Origin of the sequence: Pararcticibacter amylolyticus, from assembly GCF_003130405.1 — a bacterium.
In the GTDB taxonomy this organism is placed as follows: Bacteria; Bacteroidota; Bacteroidia; order Sphingobacteriales; family Sphingobacteriaceae; genus Arcticibacter; species Arcticibacter amylolyticus.
Genome location: NZ_QEAS01000001.1, coordinates 459,730 through 485,719 on the forward strand (window position 1 = coordinate 459,730; position 25,990 = coordinate 485,719).

General features: G+C 43.0%; 22 protein-coding genes. 15 read left to right on the top strand and 7 right to left on the bottom strand.

Going from position 1 to position 25,990, the window contains the following annotated elements; all coding sequences use genetic code 11:
• The first annotated feature begins 121 nt into the window (after positions 1-121).
• Positions 122-1,129 (top strand): energy transducer TonB, encoded by a 1,008-nt coding sequence (locus tag DDR33_RS26435; protein WP_202913626.1) that lies wholly within the window; start codon positions 122-124, stop codon positions 1,127-1,129.
• Positions 1,130-1,216: 87 nt separating this feature from the next.
• Here DDR33_RS26435 and mfd read toward each other — a convergent pair whose 3' ends face one another.
• Positions 1,217-4,570, bottom strand: coding sequence for a transcription-repair coupling factor (gene mfd / locus DDR33_RS01955; protein WP_109414065.1), 3,354 nt, complete (start codon positions 4,568-4,570; stop codon positions 1,217-1,219).
• A gap of 333 nt (positions 4,571-4,903) precedes the next feature.
• On the opposite strand from mfd, the gene DDR33_RS01960 reads away from it, so the two are divergent.
• The 7 genes from DDR33_RS01960 (at position 4,904) to DDR33_RS01990 (ending at position 8,609) form a co-directional block, all read left to right on the top strand.
• Positions 4,904-5,317: a DUF4199 domain-containing protein gene (locus tag DDR33_RS01960; protein ID WP_109414066.1), complete on the top strand. Its 414-nt coding sequence runs from the start codon at positions 4,904-4,906 to the stop codon at positions 5,315-5,317.
• 95 nt (positions 5,318-5,412) lie between these two features.
• Complete coding sequence (locus tag DDR33_RS01965) at positions 5,413-5,613, top strand: DUF2752 domain-containing protein (RefSeq protein ID WP_238387634.1); 201 nt, start codon at positions 5,413-5,415, stop codon at positions 5,611-5,613.
• A complete protein-coding gene (locus DDR33_RS01970) occupies positions 5,613-5,978 on the top strand; it encodes a TM2 domain-containing protein (protein WP_109414068.1) in 366 nt (121 codons plus the stop codon). The genes DDR33_RS01965 and DDR33_RS01970 overlap by 1 nt, the downstream gene beginning before the upstream one ends.
• Entirely contained in the window at positions 5,975-6,190 is a 216-nt protein-coding gene (locus DDR33_RS01975) for a DUF2905 domain-containing protein (protein WP_109414069.1), read from the top strand. The genes DDR33_RS01970 and DDR33_RS01975 overlap by 4 nt, the downstream gene beginning before the upstream one ends.
• Before the next feature lie 78 nt (positions 6,191-6,268).
• Positions 6,269-6,766: a hypothetical protein gene (locus DDR33_RS01980; RefSeq protein WP_109414070.1), complete on the top strand. Its 498-nt coding sequence runs from the start codon at positions 6,269-6,271 to the stop codon at positions 6,764-6,766.
• The gene (locus DDR33_RS01985; RefSeq protein WP_109414071.1) at positions 6,763-7,857 is read left to right on the top strand and encodes a Nif3-like dinuclear metal center hexameric protein; all 1,095 of its coding nucleotides are present in this window, start codon (positions 6,763-6,765) and stop codon (positions 7,855-7,857) included. The genes DDR33_RS01980 and DDR33_RS01985 overlap by 4 nt, the downstream gene beginning before the upstream one ends.
• The gene (locus tag DDR33_RS01990) at positions 7,857-8,609 is read left to right on the top strand and encodes a zinc ribbon domain-containing protein (protein WP_109414072.1); all 753 of its coding nucleotides are present in this window, start codon (positions 7,857-7,859) and stop codon (positions 8,607-8,609) included. Before DDR33_RS01985 ends, DDR33_RS01990 begins: the two co-directional genes overlap by 1 nt.
• 101 nt (positions 8,610-8,710) lie before the next feature.
• On the opposite strand, the gene DDR33_RS01995 is transcribed toward DDR33_RS01990, so the two are convergent.
• A complete protein-coding gene (locus tag DDR33_RS01995; RefSeq protein WP_202913627.1) occupies positions 8,711-9,781 on the bottom strand; it encodes a PA0069 family radical SAM protein in 1,071 nt (356 codons plus the stop codon).
• 8 nt (positions 9,782-9,789) lie between these two features.
• Here DDR33_RS01995 and DDR33_RS02000 point away from each other — a divergent pair, with 8 nt between their 5' ends.
• The 4 genes from DDR33_RS02000 (at position 9,790) to DDR33_RS02015 (ending at position 12,886) form a co-directional block, all read left to right on the top strand.
• Positions 9,790-10,128 carry a DUF3072 domain-containing protein gene (locus tag DDR33_RS02000; protein ID WP_238387623.1) on the top strand — a complete coding sequence of 113 codons (339 nt, stop codon included), beginning with the start codon at positions 9,790-9,792 and terminating at the stop codon, positions 10,126-10,128.
• A 234-nt stretch (positions 10,129-10,362) separates the two neighbouring features.
• Positions 10,363-11,145: an MlaE family ABC transporter permease gene (locus tag DDR33_RS02005; RefSeq protein WP_109414075.1), complete on the top strand. Its 783-nt coding sequence runs from the start codon at positions 10,363-10,365 to the stop codon at positions 11,143-11,145.
• Complete coding sequence (locus tag DDR33_RS02010; protein ID WP_109414076.1) at positions 11,145-11,918, top strand: ABC transporter ATP-binding protein; 774 nt, start codon at positions 11,145-11,147, stop codon at positions 11,916-11,918. Before DDR33_RS02005 ends, DDR33_RS02010 begins: the two co-directional genes overlap by 1 nt.
• On the top strand, positions 11,918-12,886 hold the full coding sequence (locus tag DDR33_RS02015; protein ID WP_109414077.1) for an MlaD family protein: 969 nt from the start codon (positions 11,918-11,920) through the stop codon (positions 12,884-12,886). Before DDR33_RS02010 ends, DDR33_RS02015 begins: the two co-directional genes overlap by 1 nt.
• Positions 12,887-12,940: 54 nt before the next feature.
• On the opposite strand, the gene rnc is transcribed toward DDR33_RS02015, so the two are convergent.
• The 3 genes from rnc to DDR33_RS02030 all read right to left on the bottom strand — a co-directional run bounded on the left by rnc (position 12,941) and on the right by DDR33_RS02030 (position 15,371).
• Positions 12,941-13,669 (bottom strand): ribonuclease III, encoded by a 729-nt coding sequence (rnc, locus tag DDR33_RS02020; protein WP_202913628.1) that lies wholly within the window; start codon positions 13,667-13,669, stop codon positions 12,941-12,943.
• 191 nt (positions 13,670-13,860) lie between these two features.
• The gene (gene fabF / locus DDR33_RS02025) at positions 13,861-15,114 is read right to left on the bottom strand and encodes a beta-ketoacyl-ACP synthase II (RefSeq protein ID WP_109414078.1); all 1,254 of its coding nucleotides are present in this window, start codon (positions 15,112-15,114) and stop codon (positions 13,861-13,863) included.
• 20 nt (positions 15,115-15,134) lie between these two features.
• Positions 15,135-15,371, bottom strand: coding sequence for an acyl carrier protein (locus DDR33_RS02030; RefSeq protein WP_008508386.1), 237 nt, complete (start codon positions 15,369-15,371; stop codon positions 15,135-15,137).
• 146 nt (positions 15,372-15,517) lie between these two features.
• Between DDR33_RS02030 and DDR33_RS02035 the strand changes: the two genes are divergently transcribed.
• From DDR33_RS02035 to DDR33_RS02045, 3 genes are all read left to right on the top strand, one after another.
• Positions 15,518-15,937: an IPExxxVDY family protein gene (locus DDR33_RS02035; RefSeq protein ID WP_109414079.1), complete on the top strand. Its 420-nt coding sequence runs from the start codon at positions 15,518-15,520 to the stop codon at positions 15,935-15,937.
• Positions 15,938-16,026: 89 nt separating this feature from the next.
• A complete protein-coding gene (pyk, locus tag DDR33_RS02040) occupies positions 16,027-17,457 on the top strand; it encodes a pyruvate kinase (protein ID WP_109414080.1) in 1,431 nt (476 codons plus the stop codon).
• Positions 17,458-17,838: 381 nt separating this feature from the next.
• Positions 17,839-21,153, top strand: coding sequence for a vitamin B12-dependent ribonucleotide reductase (locus DDR33_RS02045; RefSeq protein WP_109414081.1), 3,315 nt, complete (start codon positions 17,839-17,841; stop codon positions 21,151-21,153).
• A 614-nt stretch (positions 21,154-21,767) separates the two neighbouring features.
• On the opposite strand, the gene DDR33_RS02050 is transcribed toward DDR33_RS02045, so the two are convergent.
• Positions 21,768-24,209 carry a TonB-dependent receptor domain-containing protein gene (locus DDR33_RS02050; protein ID WP_109414082.1) on the bottom strand — a complete coding sequence of 814 codons (2,442 nt, stop codon included), beginning with the start codon at positions 24,207-24,209 and terminating at the stop codon, positions 21,768-21,770.
• Positions 24,210-24,373: 164 nt separating this feature from the next.
• Positions 24,374-25,990, bottom strand: a 1,617-nt coding sequence (locus DDR33_RS02055; protein WP_238387624.1) for a PspC domain-containing protein, incomplete at its 5' end; no start/stop codon positions are given.

Genomic DNA, 25,990 nt, shown 5'->3' on the forward strand with positions numbered 1-25,990 from the left:
ACAGGTATTTACCTGAAAAGCACTGTTGAAGCCAACCTTGCCGCGACGCCGGTCATCGTTAGGGTATGGAATGTTCAGCGGTTCACTGTCTATATTATGATAGCGGTTTTATAAAATGAAAATGGAAGAAACTGAAAAAAATACTGAAGAAGATATCCCGGTTTATAAAGACCGTTCGCTCATGTATATGGGGATTGGCTTAGGTGTTGTGATCCTCATTATGGGATATCTTACCCTGTTTGTAGATGATCCCTGGAAATCTTTTCGTAAAGAGGAAGATAAACCCGGAAAAATAGAGGGGAGCCAAAACCCGTCTATCCTAAACAAAAGCCAGTCTATGAGTGAGGACCAGGTACGGGAATCACTTGTGAAATTTATTGAAGCATTTTACTATGATCAGAAGAAGGGCTATTTTGACCCTCCAAGTTATTTCGCCAAGATAACGGAGACCTTTTACAACTATCACAACCTGAATTATCAGCGTTTGAAAGATCTCTACTGGAAAAGGATGGAAGACATGCATAATTTCAGCAGAAACTGGATAGTATCATCCCTGGATTTTGAAAGGAGCGATTCCAGGATTATCGCTACGTATTGGGCTCGTGAAAGTTATTTCAGGCCTTCTCTCAATGAACAATACTCCGGAGATATTAAATATGAGATGACTATTGATGAAGATGGAAAAATAGTTGCCCTAAAAGAGCTGGAAAAGAAAAATGAACAGGTAAGCAAGGTAGAGCCCGATTCTTCAATGCTTGTGCCGGCAACGGAAAATATGGAGGAGGAAAGCGGTCAGACATCTGATTCAAAGGTATTCGATATGAGTGTTGTTGAGGTTCAGCCTGAATTCAACGGCGGCCAGCGTGACTTAAGTAAATATATCTCAAACAATATAAAGTACCCTTCTGCTGCACGTCAGAACCATGTGGAAGGAAAAGTTTATTTGTCTTTTATAGTAGAAAGAGACGGAAGTCTGAATGATATCAGGGTAAAACAGGGTATCGGAAGCGGCTGTGATGAAGAGGCTGTTAGAGTGCTGAAAAACTCGCCTAAGTGGAAACCAGGAACAGTAAAAGGAACCCCGGTAAGAACTTTTTGCGTGCTCCCTGTAGCGTTTCAGCTTGAATAAGCTAATAGCTTGAGTGAGATATGAGTTACGAGTGGAAAGAGAGGACGGAAGCTAACTGCTAAGCCGATAGCCGACTTCTGACAATTGCTATACGGCTGCCCCTATCAGCATGCTCTCCATGATTTCAATTGCCTCATTAAGGTCTTTAACATTTTCTACCGAAATCCGCAGAGTTTTCTTTACCTCTTTCAGATTGCAGCGACGGCCATTTGCCTGTACAAAAAGGAGAATATTACTGAATTGTTCGCTTTCGAAATACGGTGACTGCTGGTCAGATACGAAGTATCCCTTCAGCGTATGTTTTTTGAAGGATATTTTTTCAAAACCGATTTCCTTCCCTATCCATTGCAGCTTAAGAGTATTCAAAAGCTCTTTGACTGCTTTTGGAACAGGACCGAAACGGTCAGCGAGGTTCCCGGAAAACTGCTCCAGCTGAGTTTCGTTTTCAAGCTTGGAGATTTCAGTATAAAGATTATACCGTTCGGTTATATTAGTGACATAAATGTCCGGGATCATCACTTCCAGGTCTGTATCGATCTGGGTAAAAGAAATGACCGGACGTGGTTTATCATCTTTAAACAGATCCTTGAATTCTTCGTCTTTTAATTCCTGAATAGCTTCGTCGAGTATCTTGTGATACATTTCAAAACCTATTTCGGCTATAAATCCGCTCTGTTCTGCCCCAAGTAGATTTCCGCTGCCCCGTATATCAAGATCGCGCATAGCCACATTAAATCCACTGCCCAGGTCAGAGAACTCTTCTATTGCACTAAGACGTTTCCGGGCTTCGGGAGTAAGAGTTGATAACGGAGGACTCAGTAGATAACAGAATGCTTTTTTATTAGAACGTCCTACCCTTCCCCTCATCTGGTGAAGATCGCTCAGTCCAAACATGTGGGCATGATTGATCAGGATGGTATTCGCATTTGGAATATCCAGACCCGCTTCAATTATCGTGGTTGCAACCAGGACGTCATACTCGCCGTTGATAAACTTTAGCATGACATCTTCCAGGTCATCCCCTTCCAGCTGACCGTGCGCTATGCCTATATGAGCCTTTGGTACCAGTTTTTTGATCAACGCTCCCAGTTGCGCCAGATCCTGGACCCTGTTGTGAATAAAGAAAACCTGCCCGTTCCTGTTTACTTCAAATTCAACTGCCTCTTTAATCAGCTTTTCATTAAAAACATGAAGTTCTGTTACCACAGGCTGCCTGTTTGGAGGAGGAGTCGATATAATAGAAAGATCGCGGGCTCCCATGAGGGAAAAATGTAAAGTACGTGGAATCGGGGTGGCAGTCAAAGTCAGCGTATCTACGTCTGCTCTTATCTGTTTTAACTTCTCCTTTACACCAACTCCGAATTTCTGTTCTTCATCAATGATAAGCAATCCCAGGTCCTTAAACTTAACATCCTTACTGACAAGCCTGTGCGTACCTATAATGATATCTATTTTTCCTTCCTGCAACTTTTGAACAGTCTCCTTAATTTGTTTGCTTGATTTGAAGCGGTTAACATAATCAATTGTACACGGAAACCCTTTCAGTCGTGATGTAAAGGTTTTGTAATGTTGTAACGCAAGAATGGTGGTAGGCACCAGTACGGCAACCTGTTTACTATCGGCTACAGCCTTAAAAGCAGCGCGGATAGCTATTTCAGTCTTACCGAAACCAACATCTCCGCAAACCAGCCTGTCCATGGGATTTGGCGATTCCATGTCTTTCTTCACATCTGCTGTAGCCTTTTCCTGGTCGGGAGTGTCTTCATAAATGAAGGATGCCTCCAGTTCAGTTTGAAGATAGGTATCTGGAAGAAATGCTGTACCTGTTTGTGCTTTACGCAGGGCATAAAGTTTAATCAGGTCCCTGGCTATGTCCTTTACTTTTTTTTTTGTGGTCTTTTTAAGCTTCTCCCAGGTGTCGGTTCCCAGTTTATTCATCCGGGGCACCGTTCCCTCTTTTCCGGTGTATTTCGAAATCCTGTTAAGCGAATTTATATTAACATAGAGAAGATCATTGTCAGCATAGATCAGCCTTATCATCTCCTGTGCCTTGCCGTTTACTTCTACTTTTTCGAGGCCTGCATACTTTCCGATACCGTGATCTATGTGTGTAATATAATCACCTGGTTTTAATTCGCGGAGTTCCTTAAGCGTGATGGCCTGCGATCGTGCATAGCCCTTTTTAAGTTTGTATTTATAATACCTGTCAAAAATCTGGTGATCTGTATAACAGGCAATTTTTTGACTATGATCAACAAATCCCTCTCTGAGTGCTATATTAACAGGGGTGAACTTTACAGTTTTATCAATGTCAGCGAAAATGGTATATAATCGCTCAACCTGTTTAGCCGAGTCTGTGAATATGAAATTGGTAATGCCCTGAGATTCATTCTGACGAATATTATGAATCAGCAGATTAAAGTCCTTGTTAAAAGAAGGCTGTGGCTTTATATCAAACTCAATCACCTGTACCGGCTCATAGAAGAACTGCTTGCCAAATTCCACTACAGCAAAATCCTTCAGCTGGTCAGCCAGTAACTTGTCGTCCGTAAAGTTGAATTTGGGATCGATCCATTCAGGGTTTCTCTGCTTATCAGCAGCAGGAAGCGCCTTCCATAACTCTCCCGCCTTTTTATAACCATCCTTCAGTATGTCAAGGGTAAACTGCACATCTTTGAACCAGATGGAGGTGTCCTTATCGATATATTCCAGTAAAGAGATATTATGATCGGTCAGGAACTTCGACTGCACATTCGGAACAATGGTGATGCTTTTTATCTGTTCCTGGGAAAGTTGGTTTTCTACTTCGAACGTCCGGATACTTTCAATGAAGTCACCGAAAAATTCTATCCGGAACGGAAGATCATGGGAGAATGAAAAAATATCCACGATACCACCTCTTATAGAAAATTGCCCGGGTTCGTAAACGAAGTCCACCCTTTCAAAATCATATTCTATCAGGAACTCGTTGATGAAGTCAATTCCCAGTTTGTTTCCCGTGCTGATCTCTAAAGTGTTTTTTTCAAGAGAATCCCTGTTAATTACCCGTTCAGCCAAAGCTTCAGGATACGTGACGATCAGCTTTCCGAATTCCGATTCGTGGATAAGTTCGTTAAGTACCTCTGCTCTTTGCAACACATTGGCACTGTCTGCCTGGGTAAAATCAAAAGGCTTTCTGTAAGAAGAAGGGAAAAGAAGGATCTCCTTATCAAAAAGATTCTCAAGATCGCTTTGGAAATAAGCCGCTTCTTCCCGGTCGGGCATTACGAATAAGATGTGGCGGTGCTGTAAAAAGTAGAAAGCACTCGCTACCATTGCATCGCCTGAACCGACGAGGCCTTTCAAATGGATCCTTGGACTTTTAGCCGAATTTAACGCAGCTAAAAGTTTTTCCACTGCCGGATCTTTTTTATACAGATCTAATATATCCCGGGCGTTCACTTTTCAAAAATCAGCGCAAATATAATTTTTTCAATGAGCTATCGTCAGTGCTTTATGCTACTGTCTACAAATAAATGTCATCCGCGCATTTTTGTTTAAGGAGTTTTAAGATTGTGTTACCGATATAGATTTCAGTTTCTGATATGACTTGTATGAGCTTTAATCTTATCTGCGAAAAAGGCTTTCTTCAAAGGATTATTGCGCTGCTATAGCGCTTCTTCACTATCGTTCTGTATAACTCCGGTAAAAAAATTTCAACTAAGTTAATTTTCAGGGGGAACAATTTTTGTATTTTGGATGTTAAAAAGGCAATTACATTTAACCTTTTGAAATATGAAAAATGCTATTAAATACGGGGTCATCATCGGCGTCCTGAGCGGGATATGGATTCTGATTCTTCACTTTGCCGGTGCATACGAAAATGCATATCCGCAATCCGACAAATCGTCCTGGCTGGAATATGCTTCAATCATCATTCCTTTCATAGGTCTCTATTTTGGGATTAAAAGCTTTAGGGACAACTATAACGGGGGAAAAATGGAGTTCTTTGAAGGAATTTTCGAAGGATTCAAGATCATGATCGTTGGTGGGATAATCGCTGCTTTTTTCGCTACAGTTTATATTCAGTATGTGGTGCAGACATTGAAGATGGATGTAATGGGAAGGATTGGAGGAGCAGGACTGATTGGTGTTTTATTTACCCTGGCAATTTCATTACTTTTGATGAATAAACAAAGAAATCTCTGATATTGAACCCCAGGAACTATATCTTCGAACTGAGCATCTGGATTGCCGGCCTCACAAGTCTGGCTTTCAGTAATCCCGGGGATCATCATTTTACATTGTGCCCTCTTGCCAGTCTTGGAATAACCTGGTGTCCCGGATGCGGCCTTGGCAGGGCAATTGCCTGCATCTTTCATGGTGATTTTTTACAATCCTTTAAGTTTCATTGGTTTGGTATCCCTGCAATTGTTTTTTTATCATTCCGGATTGCCGGGCTGTCTAAAAAAACTTTAGTATATTTCGCAAACAAACCAAAGTAATGGACTATCAAAATTTACTTTACAATCTTAAAGGATTAACACCCGAAGAATTTTCTTTTCTTCAAAGAATAATGGAAGGTATGACGCCTGAACAAGCGCAGAGATTTGTTATGTTTTACTCAGGCAAGCGGCAAAGCCCGACAGACATCCTGTTATTTACATTGATCGGATTTTTCGGTGTCGCCGGCATCCAGCGTTTTATGACCCGTCAGATCGGAATGGGTATCCTCTACTTCTTTACCGGTGGATTGTGCCTGATCGGAACCATTGTAGACGCCATCAATCATAAAAGCCTTGCTATGGAGTTCAATCAGCAGGCAGCTATAGAATGTGCCCAGATGGTTAAAATGATCCCCTATCAATGAGCGGAGAAACCGGGAAATGGATAATACTTGCAGGTTTGGTCATCCTGCTTGCAGGTATTGTTGTATATTTCTTTCATGATAAATTACATTGGATCGGAAATCTTCCGGGCGATATAAAAATTGAAAGGGAGAATTTCAGATTCTATTTTCCCTTTACCACGATGATCATCATCAGCCTTATCATTAACCTGATCATCCGTCTTTTTCGTTAAGCGGTTTATCGCTTACTGAACATTCCAATAGCTTAGTTCTTTATCATTATGCCGGAAATTATATAAGTTTGTGTTCTCATGCAAGAAAATCTGCTTACGTCCGGCTGGGGTGCTGTTGTGGCTTTTGCCGCATTGGTTATGACCATATTGTTTTATCTCACGCTTTATACTACCCTTAATATCATTAAAACCGAAAACAGGAAGCTGCATCCCCTGACTGTATGGCTGCTCTTTATTCCCGGATTTAATCTCGTATGGAATTTCTTCGTCGTTTCGGGGGTCAGTGTATCTATAAAAAATGAATTACAAAGCCGGAATTACGATTTGATAAAGAGGCCGGCTTTTGTATCGGGGATAGTCTATGCTATCCTTGCAGCCCTTGGAATTATTCCGCTATTATTAAAAATTCCATTCAATCTGCAAATCCCTGAAACGTGGATGATGTTCTTTAGTCTGCTCGGCCTCCTTCAGATCTTTTCTTTAATAGATTACTGGAGAAAGGTAAACTGGTACATGAAGATCATCAGGAACGAAAATAATCTTTTTAATAATGAAGAGGAGGACACTAAACTATGAAATTAAGCAAAATAAGTTCATTTCTCGAATCTTTAGCCCCTCTCTCCTACCAGGAAGACTATGATAACTCAGGCCTGATCACCGGTAACCCCGATATGGAGATAAGCGCTGCTTTAATTTCCCTGGACTGTACAGAACCAGTGGTAGATGAAGCAATCAGTAAGGGCTGCAATCTCATTATTTCCCATCATCCGATTGTTTTTAAGGGTCTTAAAAAACTTAACGGGAAGAATTACGTGGAGCGGGTTGTAATGAAGGCTATTAAAAATGATATAGCTATATATGCTATCCACACCAACTTTGATAATGTTTTAAATGGCGTGAATGCCAGGATATGCGGGAAGCTGGGTATAAAGAATTTTAGCATCCTGGCTCCGAAGAACGGCCTTCTGAAGAAATTGGTTACCTTCTGTCCAGTCGCACAGGCGGATAAAGTCAGGCAGGCTCTTTTTGATGCAGGCGCCGGTCACATAGGAAACTATTCTGACTGTAGTTATAATACCGAAGGCTTCGGGACTTTCCTGGCTGGCAGCGACACCAATCCCTTTGTGGGTGAAAAAGGTGTACAGCATCATGAAAAGGAGGTGCGGATAGAGACAATTTATCCGGCGGCTATCGAACGGCAGCTGTTGATCGCCCTTTTGCAGACTCATCCTTATGAGGAGGTAGCCTATGATTTGTATCCTCTTACAAATACTTTTGAAGTAGGATCGGGGATGATCGGTAACCTGGATGAAGAGGTGGACGAACTCACGTTTTTAAAACTGGTGAAAGAACGCCTGAATGCTAAAGTGATCAGATACACATCATTACGGGGGAACAAGGTGAGAAGAGTAGCCGTGTGCGGCGGATCAGGAAGCTTTTTGCTGGGCAAGGCAATTGCTGCGGGCGCCGATGTTTTTGTTACCTCCGACTATAAATATCACGAGTTTTTTGATGCTGAAGGAAAAATAGTAATTTCCGATGTCGGACATTTTGAAAGTGAGCAATTTACACAGGATTTGTTATTTGAAATTATTACAAAAAAATTTCCTAACTTTGCACTCCATTTAACATCAATACATACAAACCCAATAAATTATTTAATTTAATGGAACAAACCGTAGAACAAAAGCTGAAGGCTTTATACGAACTGCAAACCATCCATACTAAAATTGATAAAATCAGGCAGGTAAGGGGTGAACTTCCAATGGAAGTATCTGATCTTGAAGATGAAGTAGCCGGCCTTGAGACCCGCATACAAAAGATTAAAGCAGAACTCGATGATCTCGAGGACTCGATTGTCACAAGGAAGAATATGATCCGTGATGCTCAGGCGAATATTAAGAAATATGAGACTCAGCTGAACGAAGTGAAAAATAACCGTGAGTACGATGCTATTTCGAAAGAAATAGAGATTCAGGGTCTTGAGATTCAGGTATGTGAAAAGAAGATCAGGGAGCATGGTTTCGAAATTACCAATAAGACGCAGGTTTATGATAAGGCTTTAGCTGATCTTGAAGAGCGCCGTAAAGATCTTGATGCAAAGAGATCTGAGCTCAACAATATTACATCTGAAACCGAGAAAGACGAGCAGGAGCTGGCTTTGAAAGCTAAAGAAGCTGAAGAGAATATCGAAGAACGTCTTCTTTTTGCTTACTCAAGACTTCGTAACAATGCGAAGAACGGTCTCGCCGTTGTCACTATCCAGCGTGATTCATGTTCTGGTTGTTTCAATCAGATCCCTCCTCAGCGTCAGCTCGATATTCGTCAGCATAAGAAGATCATTGTTTGCGAGCACTGCGGAAGAATATTGATCGATGAAGCATTGACGAACGAACACCAGGAAGAAGTGGTGGAATAAGAATATTGAATGCGTAGCCTGGCTGGTTCAGGTTGCGGTACAGAGATACAAAACGGAAAGAGGCCGTCATTTAATGTGATGGCCTCTTTCTGTTTTGTATCTTAAAAAAGCTTTTCCTGCCTGCCTGCTGCCGGAACAAAATGACGGAGCTCTAAAGGAGGCAGGCTGCGGCCTTTAAGAAACCTGTTGACGGAGATCCTGAACAGCTGATGTATACTTTCAGCAACTTTACCATCACCCCTCATCCTGTTTCCCCAGCGACTGTCATTAAGCTTTCCATCATGGCATGAAGCTATCAGGTTTAATACTTTTTCCGCCCGGTCAGGATATGCTTTATGTATCCAGTCGGTAAAGATCTCTCCTATTGCACCATTTAACCGGATCAACGTAAAAATAGCCCCCATAGCCCCTTCGTTTGCCGCTGCCTGGATCAGGGCAGGTATTTCGTCACTGTTAAGCCCGGGAATGACCGGCCCCATCATCACCCTTACCGGGATGTTCCCTGAAGCTAGTTTGTTTATAACCATCAGCTTGCTTTTAGCAGTTACCGTTCTTGGTTCCAGCTTCTGCCGGAGACTTTCGTTGAGCGATGTAATGGTTACATTCACATGAACCAACTGGAGTTTTGAGAGTTCAGTCAGAATATCGATATCCCTTAGTATCAGGTTATTTTTACTGATAATGCTGACCGGGTGCTTATATTTCAGGAAGACCTCCAGCAATGATCTTGTTATTTTAAGTTTTCTTTCGAGGGGTTGATAACAGTCTGTATTACCCGATAACATGATCGGCTCCGGCTTGTATCCTGGCTTGTTGAAGAATTTTTCGAGAAGCTCAGCAGCATTCCTTTTTACTATGATCTTTCTCTCAAAATCCAGTCCCGCACTGAAGCCCCAGTATTCATGCGAATTCCTGGCATAGCAATACAAACAGCCGTGCTCACAACCCCGGTACGGATTGATGGAATGTGAAAAGGCAAGATCCGGGCTGTTTGAAATACTTACAATCGATTTTGGGAACTCTTCTATGACCTGGGTACTGGTGTTCTCATACAGTATTTCATCGATCCCCTCTATATGATCAGTTACATATTTATTTTTAAGGAACTTGTTATGCGTGTTCACCTGCGCTCCTCTTCCCTTAAAGTAATCGTCGTTATTTTCAAAAGGCATATACAAATATGCTAAATATATTAGCAAACAACAAAGCCACTTTTAAGTTAATAGTATTAGATATAAGATCATCTGCTATGAACGAAGACAATAAAACGTCACAAGATCCGGAGAATACAGGATCTCAGGACAACACTGATAATTTGAAAGGCTCGAATAAACTGAAAGATCCGGATGACTGGACAACAGGTGATGAACCGATGACCGGGGCTCAGGAATCTTATCTTAAAACGCTTTCAGATGAGGCTGGTGAAGACTTTGATGAAACTTTAAGCAAAGCGGAAGCCTCAAAGAAGATCGATGAATTGCAGCATAAGACCGGCAGAGGCCTCGGTAATAAGGAATAGAAGCAGGAGGTCTGTGCTTTGCAACCGTGGAATCATGACACTATTTGGTAAAAATGAGAATATAAATACGGATGTTTTTTATTTTTCCATTAAGTTTGCGCGGCGTTGCATGCACCGGACTTTCGGGGTCAAAAAGTCAGTAAAAGAAAAAGCAGTAATGCAGCAGGTGCTGAACAATCAATAGTAACTCTTATTGATGACGGAGATCCACATTATTTAAATGTTAGTATAAGGATGAAAAGATCAGGTAGATATGTCATATCAAAGCGTTTTGATAAGCTCTTATTACAGCTAAGCGATATCTACCAGTTCATAATCCGTTTTTTTAAAGAGGTGTTCCTTCCCCCTTATGAATTTAAGGAGATGGTAAGGCAGTGTTATGAGATTGGATACAAGTCGCTGGCCCTGATTACACTTACCGGCTTTATTACAGGCCTGGTTTTCACCAAACAATCACGTCCTTCCCTTGCCGAATTTGGTGCTGCCTCCTGGCTGCCAAGCCTGGTCGCTATAGCTATTATAAGAGCGCTGGCGCCGCTTGTTACAGCGTTGATAGCAGCAGGTAAGGTTGGCTCCAATATTGGCGCTGAGCTGGGCTCTATGAAGGTGACAGAGCAAATCGATGCCATGGAGGTATCAGCAACCAACCCTTTTAAGTTTCTGGTTGTTACCAGGATAATTGCTACTACCCTGATGATTCCAATACTGGCCATGTATACAGGTTTTGTCGGCATGCTGGGGTCGTTCATCAATGTAAGTCAGAACGAGCAAACCAGCTTGTCAGCCTTTTTGGAAGACGCTTTTAAGAGTATATCCTTTCTTGACTTGTTTTCTTCACTTTTTAAGGCAACTGTTTTCGGGTTTACAATCGGGGCGGTAGGATGCTATCAGGGCTATAATTCATCGAAGGGAACAGAAGGTGTGGGTAAAGCAGCAAACTCAGCAGTGGTGGTATCTATGTTCCTTATTTTTATTGAGGAAATTTTGGTTGTACAGGTTGTGAACGCTATAAGATAATGGAAAAGAAGGCCGCACCTATAGATAGAAATGATTGCGTGATCTGCATCAGGGGACTGGAGAAGTCTTTTGGAGAGCTTGATGTATTAAAGGGTGTCGATCTTGATCTCTATCAGGGCGAGAACCTGGTAGTTCTGGGACGTTCAGGTACCGGTAAATCCGTTTTAATAAAGATCATTTCAGGCCTTCTGAAGCCAGATAAGGGTGCGGTGAATGTTCTGGGTCAGCAGGTAGACAAATTATCGTCAAAAGACTTACAACAGCTTCGTTTGAAGATCGGCTTCTCATTTCAGAACAGTGCCTTGTACGACAGTATGACGGTAAAAGAGAACCTTGAATTTCCTTTAGTCAGGAATTCAAAGCATCTGAGCCGGAAAGAGAAGGATCACGCGATTGAAGAGGTACTTGACGGAGTTGGTCTGCTCCAGGCGATAAATCAAATGCCCAGTGAGCTTTCAGGTGGTCAGCGTAAGCGTATCGGAATTGCCCGGACATTGATCATGCGTCCGCAGATCATGCTTTATGATGAACCTACTGCAGGCCTTGATCCGATTACATCTATTGATATCAATAACCTGATCAATGAGGTTCAGGAAAAATATAGTACATCATCCATTATTATTACCCATGATCTCACATGTGCAAAGTCTACCGGGGACAGGATAATGATGCTGCTCGATGGTCGTTTTGAGCGGCAGGGTACTTTTGAAGAGGTTTTTCAGACTGACGATGAAAGAGTCAGAACATTTTATAATTATAATTTTACAACTTAATGGAAGCTACAGAAAATAAACGGTCTGTGATACTGGGAATTTTCGTTCTGCTCGGAATAGTCATCTTTATTGCCGGGATTTTCACTCTTGCCGGTCAGCAGAAGCGATTTGTAAAAAGCATCGAACTAACCGCTATATTTGATGATGTTGCAGGTTTGAAAGTGGGCAATAATGTCTGGTTTTCGGGTGTGAAGGTGGGTACCGTGAAAAAAATTGACTTTTATGGTAATTCACAGGTGAGGATCAGGATGAGTGTGGAGGAAGAAGCGCAGAAATACATTCATAAAAATGCAATGGCGCAAATCAGCTCAGAAGGCTTTATCGGGAACCGGATCATTGTAATAGAGGGCGGCAGTGCCAATTTGCCCATTGTAGAAAACGGGGATAACATCCGTGTTAAAAGCTCTGTCGGGACAGATAAGATGCTGGCAGATCTGCAGGTGAATAACAGGAACCTGATGGATATCACAGCCAACCTGAAGGTGATCACTGCCGGGATCGCAAAAGGCGAAGGCACTATCGGTGCACTTATGACCGACTCGGTTATGGCACTTAATCTGCGCCAGACAATGGCAGGACTGCGCGATGCATCCGGTAACATTAACCAGACTGCGGTCTCTCTTTCCCGCTTCTCCTCCAAGTTAAATACAAAAGGAGGGCTTGTTGATGAGCTTCTGACTGATACAACTATATTTCATGATCTTAAGAACTCTATGGCAGAGATCCAGAAACTTAGCGTATCCGCTTCTTCGCTATCAGCAAACCTTGATAATGCCGGTAAAAAACTGAATCAGACAGACAATCCTGTAGGAGTGCTTCTAAATGATCAGCAATCGGCCGAAAGCCTGAAGAGGACATTAAAGAATCTTGAGACCAGCTCGCAAAAGCTTGATGAGAATCTGAAAGCCTTGCAGCATAACTTTTTGCTCAGAAGATATTTCAAAAAGAATCCGCCTAAAGAAGATTAGGCAGATGACGATAAGATAAAAAAGAAATCTTGTCAGAAGGGGAAGATTTCCGAATTAAATGCTGAGCGCTTCGCATGCTTTTTCCGCAGCAAGTTTCTCGGCATTTTTCTTGTTGTAGTCTCTCCCCATACCCTTGGTTTCCCCGTCAATTATAACGCAGATAGTAAAAAGCTTGGAGCTTTCGCCTTCCTCGTTTTCAACGAGCTCAAAGACGATTTCCTTGCCCTGCCGCTGGCACCATTCTATCAGTTTGCTCTTAAAGTTTGATTCGGTATTTTCGAGCATGATGATGTCAACGTGAGGCTTTATAATCCTGTTGATAATGAAACTTCTCGTAAAATTATAGCCCTTATCCAGGTAAATAGCCCCTATGAGCGCTTCAAAGGCATCTCCCAGCAAGGAACTCTGTTTATTCGGGAAGTTAACAATGCGGTTATCATACTCAATTAGTTCCCCCAGTCCAAGTTTTCTTGCAAGCTGATTCAGGTTGGCACGGCTCACGATCTTTGAGCGCATTTCAGTAAGGAATCCTTCAGTCTTATAGGGATATAATTTGAAAAGCTCTTCGGCAATAACTGAACCAAGCACGGCATCTCCAAGGAATTCAAGGCGTTCGTTACTGTTTTTGGTGCCGTTCTTCAGAATTATGGCTACTGAACGATGTCTGAAAGCCATGCGGTAGAGCGTCACATTACCAGGTACAAAGCCGAGGAGGTTCCTTAATATCTGAATGTATTTTCGTTTAGGTGAGAAATATAGCTTATAAATAGTTGAGAAAGGCATTGCTAAAGGAGAGTCAAAAATAAAGAGCCGGAAATCCGGTCTGATTTTTTTAATTGTTGCATAATAGTATATAGCTAATCATTAAAATCGAATATTGTTTTATTCTTTTGCTAAAACTATAGTCTAAAGTTAAATCGTAACAGTAAACCCTGCTGCAAAAACCAGATCCTTTTCCAGCTCCCTATTGAAGTTTATCCTTCGTATTTCTTAAAGATCACAGAAGCGTTGTGTCCGCCAAATCCAAAAGTGTTGCTTTGAGCAGCCCTTACCGTGCGCTTTTGAGCGACATTGAAAGTAAGGTTCAAACGAGGATTAATTTCAGGATCGTCAGTAAAATGATTGATCGTCGGCGGAACAATATCATGTTTCACTGCAAGTATTGCAGCAATACCTTCTACAGCTCCGGCTGCGCCAAGCAGGTGACCTGTCATCGACTTGGTCGAACTGATATTCAATCTGAATGCATCTTCTCCGAACAAATCAATAATCGCTTTGGATTCGCTGATATCTCCAAGGGGGGTAGACGTTCCGTGAACATTGATATAATCAATATCAGCAGTAGTCATACCAGCATCTTTCAGAGCATTAGACATCACCAGTCTGGCACCAAGTCCTTCGGGATGAGGGGCAGTAATGTGATTCGCATCAGCACTCATACCTCCGCCTACAATTTCAGCATAGATCTTAGCTCCCCTGGCTTTTGCATGTTCCAGCTCTTCCAGGATAACAGTACCCGCACCTTCTCCTGCAACAAAACCATCACGATCTTTATCGAAAGGCCGTGAAGCCGTTGCCGGATCTTCGTTACGGGTAGAGAGGGCGTGCATGGCGTTAAATCCGCCGATTCCAGCCTCATTAATAATAGCTTCTGATCCTCCGGAGATAATGATGTCGGAAACACCAAGACGGATGTAATTAAAAGCATCGATCAACGCATTGGTAGATGAAGCACATGCAGAGACAGTCGAAAAATTAGGACCTCTCAAACCATACTTCATCGAAATATGTCCGGCTGCGATATCAATGATCATCTTGGGAATGAAGAACGGGTTGTAGCGCGGAGTGCCGTCGCCTTTAGCAAAACTGCTTACTTCATCCAAAAATGTTTTTAATCCTCCGATTCCGGCTCCCCAGATCACTCCGATGCGGTTGGTATCCAAATTTTCAAAGTCGAGGGCTGCATCTTGTACAGCCTCGTCTGTGGAAACCAATGCATACTGGACAAAGGGATCTAGTTTCCTAACTTCTTTCCTGTCGAGAAAATCCTCGGCTTTAAAGTTCTTTACTTCACAGGCGAACTTTGTTTTGAAGTTAGTAGCATCAAACCTTGTAATCGGAGCAGCACCGCTCACCCCATTTATCAATCCGTTCCAGTATTCTGTTAAGGTATTGCCGATTGGGGTAAGCGCACCAAGTCCTGTTATTACAACTCTTTTTAGCTCCATTTATAGTGTGGCAGCGTGATTTACTTTACGTTTTTTTCTAAATAAGCGATAGCCTGGCCAACTGTACCGATGGTCTCAGCCTGGTCATCAGGAATAGCAACGTTGAACTCTTTTTCGAACTCCATAATCAATTCTACAGTGTCCAAAGAGTCTGCACCCAGGTCATTAGTGAATGATGCTTCAGGTGTCACTTCACTCTCATCTACACCTAATTTTTCAACGATAATTGCTTTTACTCTTGAAGCGATATCAGACATGATTTTTATATTTTAATGGTTAAAAATTCTGTGCAAAGAAAAATAAATTCTGGTAAATATCAAACCTTTTTGTTTTTGGTTAAAAATGAATAACATGCATCTACAATTGGTATTCTTTTGTACCTTCGTGCCGTTTTTATTTTATTTTGAACAGGCTTACACTAAAATACGAACCAGACCTCGATTTTGTTTTGATAGCGGTTACCTCTTCTTTGAAGGATTATCTGCTATGTTTCAAGATCAACAGGGCGCTTTCTATCGATTTTGTTCGTATTTCAGAATTATCCCTGGAGCTAACTTCCTCTGGGGAACCAAGTTACTTTTCAAGATATCATTACAGGATTCCTGAAACAGAAACAGATTTTTTCCTGTTAGCAAATAAAGGTACAGAAGGATATTTAATTCCCGAAATGAAACAGACAGATTATTTTATTCTCATCAAAAATTACCTTGACGAGGAGGATACTGACAATTTTATGGAAGGCTTAAACAGGATACCGGAGATAGTAGTTGCCGCAGAAGTAAATCCCGGAAAGTTAAAATCTAAAGAAAATCTGGTATTTTAGCAGAAATATACGCACAATAAGCAAAATTAAACGGACAGTTAATAAAGGTGCGCCTGCACCGGTTAAACAGATATTTATAATTGGTTAAGATGAGACAAGTTCACAAACGTACAAAAATAGTGGCAACATTAGGGCCGGCATCGGCCAGCAAAGAAACACTGTTAAGTATGATCAAGGTCGGCGTAAACGTTTGCCGCCTTAATTTTTCACACGGAAGTCAGGCAGATCATCAGAAGGTGATCGATTTGATCCGTGATATCAATCAGAAGTATAAAATCCATGTAGGGATCCTTGCCGACCTTCAGGGTCCTAAGATCCGTATCGGGATGGTAAAAGACGGCGGTATCCAGCTGATAAACGGAAATCAGATCGAAATTACCACCAATGAAATGGTCGGTGACGACAAACAGATCTATATTACCTATCAGAATTTCCCCAAAGATGTAAGAGCAGGAGAGATCATCCTTCTCGACGACGGAAAACTTCAGCTTCGCGTACTGGATACCAATAATAAGGATACTGTTACCTGCGAAGTAGTACACGGAGGTATTCTGACTTCACGCAAAGGGGTGAACCTTCCGAACACCAAGATCTCTATCCCAAGTCTTACTGAAGAGGATTTGAGCAATCTTGAATTTGCTCTTAAGAATGATGTAGAATGGATCGGCCTGTCATTTGTTCGTACAGGAGAAGATATTATCGACCTGAAGCGTATCATTAACCGCAGCGGGAAAGTTGCCAGGGTGATTGCAAAGATCGAAAAACCTGAAGCTGTAGAAAATATCGACGAAATCATCCGTGCTACAGACGGAGTGATGGTTGCCCGTGGTGACCTCGGTGTGGAAATGCCGATGGAGCAGGTTCCGGTATTGCAGAAGATGATCGCAAGGAAATGCCGTGAAGCTTCCAAGCCGGTGGTAATTGCCACTCAGATGCTTGAAAGTATGATCACTACACCGCGCCCAACCCGTGCGGAAGTGAACGACGTAGCTAACTCTGTTCTCGATGGTGCTGATGCTGTTATGCTTAGCGGTGAAACCTCTGTTGGTGAATTCCCCGTGATCGTAGTCGACACCATGAGTAAGATCATCCGGAATATCGAAGAGACTGCTTATCCTTATTATACACCTAAGAAGTTACATCCGGATTCAGCAACTTACATATCCGATGCGGTGTGCGGTTCAGCAGTATATCTTTCTGAAAAGACAAACGCCTGTGGTATCATCTCTATGACATCATCCGGTTATACTGCTTTTGAAATTTCCAGCCACCGTCCGAAAGCCACTACTTATATCTTCACGAATAATAAGAACCTGCTGAATACTCTCAGTCTTCTCTGGGGTGTAAGAGGTTTCTATTACGACAAGCAGGAAAGTACAGACAAGACTATCAGCGACGTTAACCGTATTCTCAAAGAAGAGAAAATGATCGTTCCCGGCGATGCAGTAATCAATACCGCAGCCATGCCTATCGAGAAGAGAGGCAAAACGAACATGATCAGGGTAACGATTGTGGAATAATGCCTTCAGCTGTCAGCAATCAGCAGTCAGCAGGAATATAATAAGTTACAGAAAGAGGTTGTCTGAACCATCAGACAGCCTCTTTCTGGTTTTTAAAGCGATGAGTAGATGCTGACGCCGAAAGCTAACAGCTGATGTCGGGCTTCCGCAGGAAGCCCTAGTTTTCCACAAGACAATTCTTTATAAATCAGGCCTCTTTCCTGCATTTTATGCAGTGAGGGCACATTGTTCATATACCCTGTGGAAAACGAAAATTCATCATAGGTAACCTTAGTATTAAATTTGGATAAAAACCCCTGAATTTTACAGTGGTTCTACCTGTGACGAGAATACCGAAGAAAGAAAACTTAAGAAATTATTGTATATAAATAAAGTCAAACTATGGGCAAAAGCACAGCAGCAAAGACAGTGAAGGGGGCCGGCAGCGGACTGCGGTTCCAGCGTTATTTCTCGAAGGAGGGAGTGAACGTTTATGACCTTTTTACATACGAGAAGCGCTCATCGGTCATCCGGAATCCAGCGGGTGATGCAGTTTTTGAAATGAAGGATGTCGAAGTTCCGGCTTCATGGAGCCAGGTCGCTACAGATATCCTTGCGCAAAAGTATTTCAGAAAAGCGGGAGTGCCGCAACCTGATGGCACAACCGGATCTGAAAAAAGCATAAAGCAGGTTGCCCACCGGATGGCCGACTGCTGGAGACAATGGGGACAACGCTACGGGTATTTTGCTACAAAGGAAGACGCAGATATTTTTTATGATGAATTAGTTTATACGATTGTCGGTCAGCTTGCTGCACCTAATTCACCTCAATGGTTTAATACCGGTTTACATACAGCATACGGAATTACAGGAAAGCCGCAGGGACATTATTTTGTGGATCCTGAGACAGAAGAACTAAAGAAGTCAACTTCGGCTTATGAGCGTCCTCAGCCTCATGCCTGTTTCATCCTGTCGGTTAATGACGACCTGGTAAACGAAGGAGGTATTATGGACCTCTGGGTACGTGAAGCCAGGATCTTTAAATACGGATCAGGAGTAGGAACAAACTTCTCTTCGATCCGCGGAGAAAACGAAAGACTTTCGGGAGGCGGTTATTCTTCCGGCCTCATGTCCTTCCTTAAAATAGGAGACCGTGCTGCCGGCGCCATTAAGTCTGGCGGAACAACCCGTCGCGCTGCGAAAATGGTCTGTCTTGACCTCGATCATCCGGAAATTGAAAATTTCGTTAACTGGAAAGTTGAAGAAGAAAGAAAAGTTGCAGCGCTGATCGCTGCGGGTTATTCATCTGACTACGAAGGAGAAGCCTACCGCACCGTAGCTGGTCAGAATTCAAATAACTCTGTTCGTATCCCTAACGCTTTCTTCCGGGCACTGGAAGAAGGAAAAACATGGGATTTAAAAGCCCGTACTGACAGTAAGATCATGAAGTCGATCTCTGCTGAAAAACTCTGGCAGGATATCGCGTTTGCCGCATGGGCTTGCGCTGACCCCGGGGTACAGTACGACACTACCATCAATGAATGGCATACATGTCCTGAAGGGGGGCGGATCAATGCATCCAACCCTTGTTCAGAATATATGTTCCTGGATAACACTGCATGTAATCTTGCCTCTATCAACCTGGCTCACTTTTTCAATCCCGATACCTTTATTTTTGATGTAAAGGGATTTGAACATGCCTGCCGTGTGTGGACAGTAGTTCTGGAGATCTCCGTGCTGATGGCTCAATTCCCATCAAAAGAAGTAGCCCAGTTATCCTATGACTACCGCACTCTCGGACTCGGATATGCTAATCTCGGCTCTATGCTGATGGTTGCCGGTATCCCTTACGACAGTGAAAAGGCAAGAGCCATCGGCGGAGCTATTACAGCTGTTATGACGGGTACTGCTTATGCTACCTCAGCCGAGATGGCAAGGGAACTGGGAGCATTCAAACGTTACGAAGACAATCGTGAGCACATGCTCCGGGTAATGCGGAACCATCGCTTTGCTGCATATAACTCAACCGGGAACTACGAAGGACTTGAAATAGCGCCTCCGGGAATTGATCCGAAATATTGCCCGGATTATCTTCTTTCTGCCGCCTGCAACGCATGGGATAAGGCAGTAGACTTTGGAGAAAAATATGGATACCGCAATGCTCAGACTACAGTAATTGCGCCAACCGGAACTATCGGCCTGGTGATGGACTGTGATACTACAGGTATAGAGCCTGATTTTGCATTGGTCAAATTTAAGAAGCTTTCAGGTGGCGGTTACTTCAAGATCATCAACCAGGCGGTACCTGCTGCATTGAAGAACCTTGGATACCAGGAGCATGAGATCGAAACGATCGTCAATTACGCAAAAGGTACTGCTACTTTAAAAGGAGCACCGCATATTAATTTCGATACGCTGTTAGCAAAAGGTTTTAAACAGGCAGAAATTGAAAAGCTCGATAAAGCAGTGATTTCAGCTTTTGAAATTGGATTTGTGTTTAACCAGTGGACCCTCGGAGAAGATTGTCTCAAGCGCCTTGGATTCAAACCGGAGAAATACAATTCACCTGAATTTAACCTGTTAAGGGCTCTTGGTTTCAGCCGTCAGCAGATTGCTGAAGCAAATGAGTATGTCTGCGGAACGATGACCATTGAAGGCGCTCCTTATTTGAAGGAAGCCCACTACCCTATTTTTGATTGTGCCAATAAATGTGGTTCTAAAGGACAACGCTATATCCACGCTCACGGGCATATCAAGATGATGGCAGCTGCTCAGCCGTTCCTTTCAGGAGCGATCTCCAAGACCATTAATCTTCCTAATGAAGCAACTGTAGAAGAAATAAAGGATTGTTATGAACTGTCATGGAAGCTTGCTCTGAAAGCAAATGCTCTTTACCGCGACGGCTGTAAATTATCCCAGCCTCTTTCTACCAAAGCTTCTAATAACGACGAAGAATCACTGGATAGCGTAGAAGAAGTTCTTGGTGAAGCTGCAAATGTAAAACTAAGCGATCTTACTCCTGAGCAGGTGCTGGAAGCAGCCCGTGCTATTATAGAGAAATCTACAGATACTACATTCAAGCGTCAGCTTTCTTCGGTAGTACAAAGGAAGGTGCTTCCGGGCAAGCGCCGCGGCTTTACACAAAAAGCTGCCGTTGGTGGCCAGACCATTTATGTTCGTACCGGTGAATACGAAGACGGAACTTTAGGAGAGATCTTCGTCGATATGCATAAGGAAGGAGCAACATTCCGTTCTCTGATGAACTGCTTTGCAATTGCAGTTTCCATTGGCCTGCAATATGGTGTTCCGCTGGAAGAATTTGTTGATAAATTTGTGTTTACACGGTTCGAGCCATCGGGTATGGTAGCCGGGCATGACAATATCAAGAGTGCGACTTCCATCATCGATTATATCTTCCGCTTACTGGGTTATGATTATCTCGACCGCTCTGATCTTGTTCACGTGGTAACAGAGGGGAATGCAGTTCTGGGTAATCCGCAGCTGGAAGACGAGGATGAAAATCCTTATGAAAATTCTTTCGCAACCGAAGCTCCCACTGAGAAAGTTGCTTCAGATAAGGTATATAAGCCAGTTCTTGATATTTCAGGAGGTGCTCAGTCTGACGCTCCTGCGTGTACAAATTGTGGTCATATCATGGTTCGCTCTGGTACATGTTATAAGTGTCTGAACTGTGGTACACAGGGAGGATGCTCTTAAGGAGTGGAACGTAAAGTGTTAAAAGTTTAAAGTAAATAAATAGTGAGAGCCCGGGTCGGAATGATCCGGGCTTTTTTGCTTTAGGGAGTGGATGAATAACAATTACCTCATAAGGCAAATAGCTATTCCGTGATAAAACAGTTCCAGCTCTTTTCCGGGACAGTTCCGGGACAACAGGCGGGAGGCTACGTGTTTTCTGCGTGTCTTCCGCGAGTCGTGCTCGTGTCGGCCTCGGGTTTGAGTCGCAGCCGACTCGCAGAAGACACGTAAAAAAGTCGCAGACCACTGCGAATCATCCCGATACTGTCCCGGTATTGTCAGGGATTGGTCTTCAGATTACTTTGGCATGTCCTGATATCCGGGTTGTCTCCTGATTGGCTTCGGATCTGCAACGCTTTCCCTACGCTTTCGGAACGCTTTCCCTACGCTTTCCGTTCGGGAATTGTCGAAGCAAAAGCGTAGGGAAAGCGTTGCAGTAGCGTTACAGATCAGACGCCAATCAGGCGAATGCCGGGGAGCAAATTTAAAAAGCTATACAAGAGCCAAGCCTGACATGCGCAATTTTATTGCCTTTTTCTTTTCATTTATTGCTTTTACTCAAAATGCGCAACGGGTTATTTTTTAATTCTGTTTGCCTCAGATTCAAGTCCGGTAGAGCGCTGTCTGCTTGCCTTTATCTCATTGCTTCCGAAGCGGTAGGATAAGCTCAGACGCACCACCTGTGTTTCACGTTTCTGACTCAAAGAGTAAGAAAGGCCGGGATAGGCGCTGGATATTTTTTGGGTCCTTGTGTTAAAGACATCATTCAGCGCGAGCTTCACATTGAGCTTTTTGTTGTAAAGAGACTGGCTTAATCCCATGTCGATGCCATATTGGGGTTCTATTTTGATTGTCCCGTAGATCAGAGACGACTGGTAATCGCCGTTCAGCTCAAGCGAAGTAGTCTTTCCAAGTTTTATATTCTGACTCGAATAGATCTGAAATGCAGTTTTCCCATTGTCTATTTCCTGGCCATTCAGGTTGGGAGTCTTAAATCCGAGGTAAAAGATGTTTATATTATTATTACTGCTCCACCATTTTGTAAATGTAAAAGGCGCACTGACAGTAGCGCTGTAAGCGTTTTGCTTAGCCAGATTCTGATTGGTTTGATATAATGCTCCCTTTTGCGGATTAGGCAGCAGTACCTCCGTGATCAGATCATTGGTAATATTGTAGCCAAAGGAGACAGTATATGCTTTTTTGTAAGTGTACGAAAGCTCAAATGCATTGGTATACTCAGGTTTAAGGAAAGGATTTCCCTGGTTGTAAGTGTATTTGTCGAGATAATATTCAAAAGGGTTCAATGCATCGTAACTGGGCCTGTTGATTCTCCTGCTATAAGAAAGTCCTATTGTGTGATTATCGGTAAAATTATGGCTAATCACACCGCTCGGAAACAGGTTGAAATAGTGACGGTTCACAACAGAGTCGGTGGTAACGAGGTTTCCTTTAGAGTTTGTCTGTTCTCCCCGTAAACCAGCCTGAAGAGTGGTTTTCTTCCATTCTATCCGGTAGTTTATGTAAGCCGCATTGATATTTTCGTCATAGATGAAATGATTGCTGCGGCGAGGGTCGTTCTGCCACGCTTCCTCCAGAAAGCGGTTAAACTGGAAGTTATTATCAGTCTTAACCATACTGCTCTTAAGCCCGGTTTCCAGTTTCATCCGCTTCGAAAGCGGATAGGTATAGTCTGCTTTTACTGAGTAAATATGAATTTTTGAAGGTGTATGATTCCGGAGGAGTTCCGGATTTCCATTCGTAGCTGAAGGATTGTAGTAATAGATATTATCGTATAAGGTGTTATCATTCCCATAATAGTTCGAGTAATCCAGATCCACCTGCAGTTCCTGTCCTGAAGTATCCAGCACCGACTTGAGATTTACATTGTAGCTGAAGTTGCGGTATTTATAGTTGCCTTCATTCAATGCCACTACAGAAGAATCGTTCGCACCGCGGGTAGCTCCGATCAAGGTATTGTTGCCATACAGCTCACCCCCGTTATTAATGTAACCGGTCATTAATGCTCCTATCGTATTGTTCTTATCAATGAAATAGTCGGCACCCAGCTTAAAATTATTGTCCTGATTTTTTCTGTCAGAATTACCAAATTGGTAGAAGTAGGTGTTTTTACCGGCATCAGAATTGATCCGGTCGATTTTCATATCCTGGAAGCGCTTATTATTGGAATAATTATAGCTGCCGAAAATATTAACGGTTTTGTTTCGGTTGTTAAAAGAGATTCCGGCGTTGGATTTATATCTTTTGCCGTACCCCCCGCCTGCATTTAACGTCCCGTTGGTTCCGTAACTTTTGTTTTTCTTCAGCTTAATATTGATGATGCCCGCTTTCCCCGCTGCTTCATAACGGGCAGAAGGATTATTGATGATTTCAATGGATTCGATCTCATTGCTCTGCATGTTGCGCAGAAAGTTAGCCAGGTCGGCATTGCTCATATAGGTCTGCTTCCCGTCTACCATGATCATCACGCCCTGTTGTCCTTTCAGCGCGATGTTGTCATCTTTATCTACACTGACGCCAGGTGCCTTCTGAAGAACTTCGAGAGCGGTAGAGCCAACAGAGACACTGCTATTCTCAACATTCACGATCAGTTTGTCAGCTTTGCGTTCAATAAAAGGCTTCTGAGCTGTGATACTCACTTCTTTAAGTTCGCGGCTTTCAGGCTGTAACTGTATCGGCTCCACGTGGAACTGAGGGTTTTGAGACGACAGGCTGAACGATTTACCAGTAAACTTTTTAAATCCGACGGAGCTTACCGATACAAAATATTCAGACTCTTTCAATCCCCTGAAGTTAAAATGTCCTTTATCGTTTGTAAACATTGTTTTAACAACGCTGGAGTCTGCTTTCGTCAGAACAGAGACCGTAGCATAATCAAGAGGCTTTTTACCGGCATCTGTTACGGTTCCTGATACGCTCAGTTCCTGTGCTTTAAGCGGAAGATGGAACAGAAAATTGATGGTCAGTGCAAATAAGAGCTTAAATAATGTTGGTTTCATTTCCGTGCGATTAGTGTTTTGAAAGGAGCATACTTATCCTGTAAGGGCCGTGAGGCCCTTTTCAGGATATCTTTTAAATTTTATTGTTTATTTAAGATGTTATCTTCTTTCAGTACTATGACGCGTTGCCTGGGGGTAAGGTTACAGGATATTTGGGCAAAATTTTATTCGGCTTCTCTTTTCTTCCTTAAGCTGTCTATCGCACAAGTCATTCCATCTGTCGTCATTATCCACTGAGAGGGTGTTTCCCATTTGCTTTCAGAAGGAACACACTCATCCAGATTATAATTATGAAGACGGCCATTCAGCTCCCGGTCAATCACCAGTTTGGTATTTTCCGGTACCCGGAGGATCACTTTTACCTCGTGTCCGCGGTATGGTGTGTTGTCACTTAAATAGAAATATTTGTCGAAGGTGATGACGGAATCCGCCTGTACAAAGCGGTACAGCGTCTTCTGGGCCGCTTTGAGTGCCGCTTCGAAATTTCTGCCGCGGGCAGTGATCTCCTTTGTAACCGAATAGGTGCCATCGGTACTTTTTTCGATGTAGAAGTCGAATTTTGTAGCCATTCCGATCTCATTGTCCTCATCATCGATCAGGATGCGGCCTGCAAAACGGTCTTTTGCAATATCATACCGCAGGCTATCCTCATGTGTCAGGAACTTCGCTGAATTTTGACGGATATACAGCACAGGTTCGGGCTTCAATGCAGTAGTTTGCTCAAAACGGGCGTCTTCCTGGAATTCAGATCCTACTTTTGATCCGTAGAACACAGCCATTCCTAAGCCGGTGATCCATAATATCAGCAAAGCGAATGAACCGGTTCTGGTGATGACCTTGCGGTTGAACAGCACACGGATGGCGAACAGCACCAATGCGATTAAAGGGATGAGCAGGAGTAAAAAGGCGCTGAAAAATATAGGATTCCGGTATTCCGGGTTGATTACATTGATCGGAAAGACCTGGAAGCCTGTGGTGTCCCAAAATCCAACAGCGAATATCAGTCCCATAACCAGGAAGAACAGAGACATCACCCCACTGAAGATAATGATCCCCCCGATGATTTTGACAAATAATACAACCACTTTTCCGATCACATCACCGGTATTGCGGAAAAATTCCGAAAAGAAATCTCCTGTTCTCCTGATTCCGGGTTTGGCGGAGTTATGCAAGTCGTTGAGGTTTCCCCTGACAGCTTCAAGCTCTTCGTCGAAATTCTTCTTAAAATTCTGAAGATTGATGGGTTCACCTTTCATCGCCATCTTTTCTGTACGCGTTTTTGCAGCGGGCATGACGATCCAAAGGATGATATAAACAATCAGGCCGGTTCCCCATAAGAGTGTAATAATCAAGGTGATCACTCTGATCCATTTCGCTTCCATATCAAAGTAATGACCGAGCCCGGAGCATACTCCTCCTATTATCCGGTCGTCTGTGTCGCGGTAAAGCTTTCTTTCTGCCCTGAAGCCGGACGTATTATAGGAACTATCTTCATCCTGCACGTCAAAATCGTTGGCACTTCCCATCCGGGCAGTAATTTCTGTTACATCCTGGACGACGATCACCTGTTTATTCTGCTCCGCGAGCCGCTCATTAAACATCTCGGCAAGCCGGTTCTCGATGTCGGTGACAATTTCTTCACTGTCGGCTGTATAGGCGAAATGGCGCTTGACATCGGTCATATAGGCCCTGAGCACTTCGTAGGCATCTTCTTCAATATGGAAAACCATGCCGTTGATATTGATAATAATGGTTTTGTTCATGACGGATATTTTTTGAGT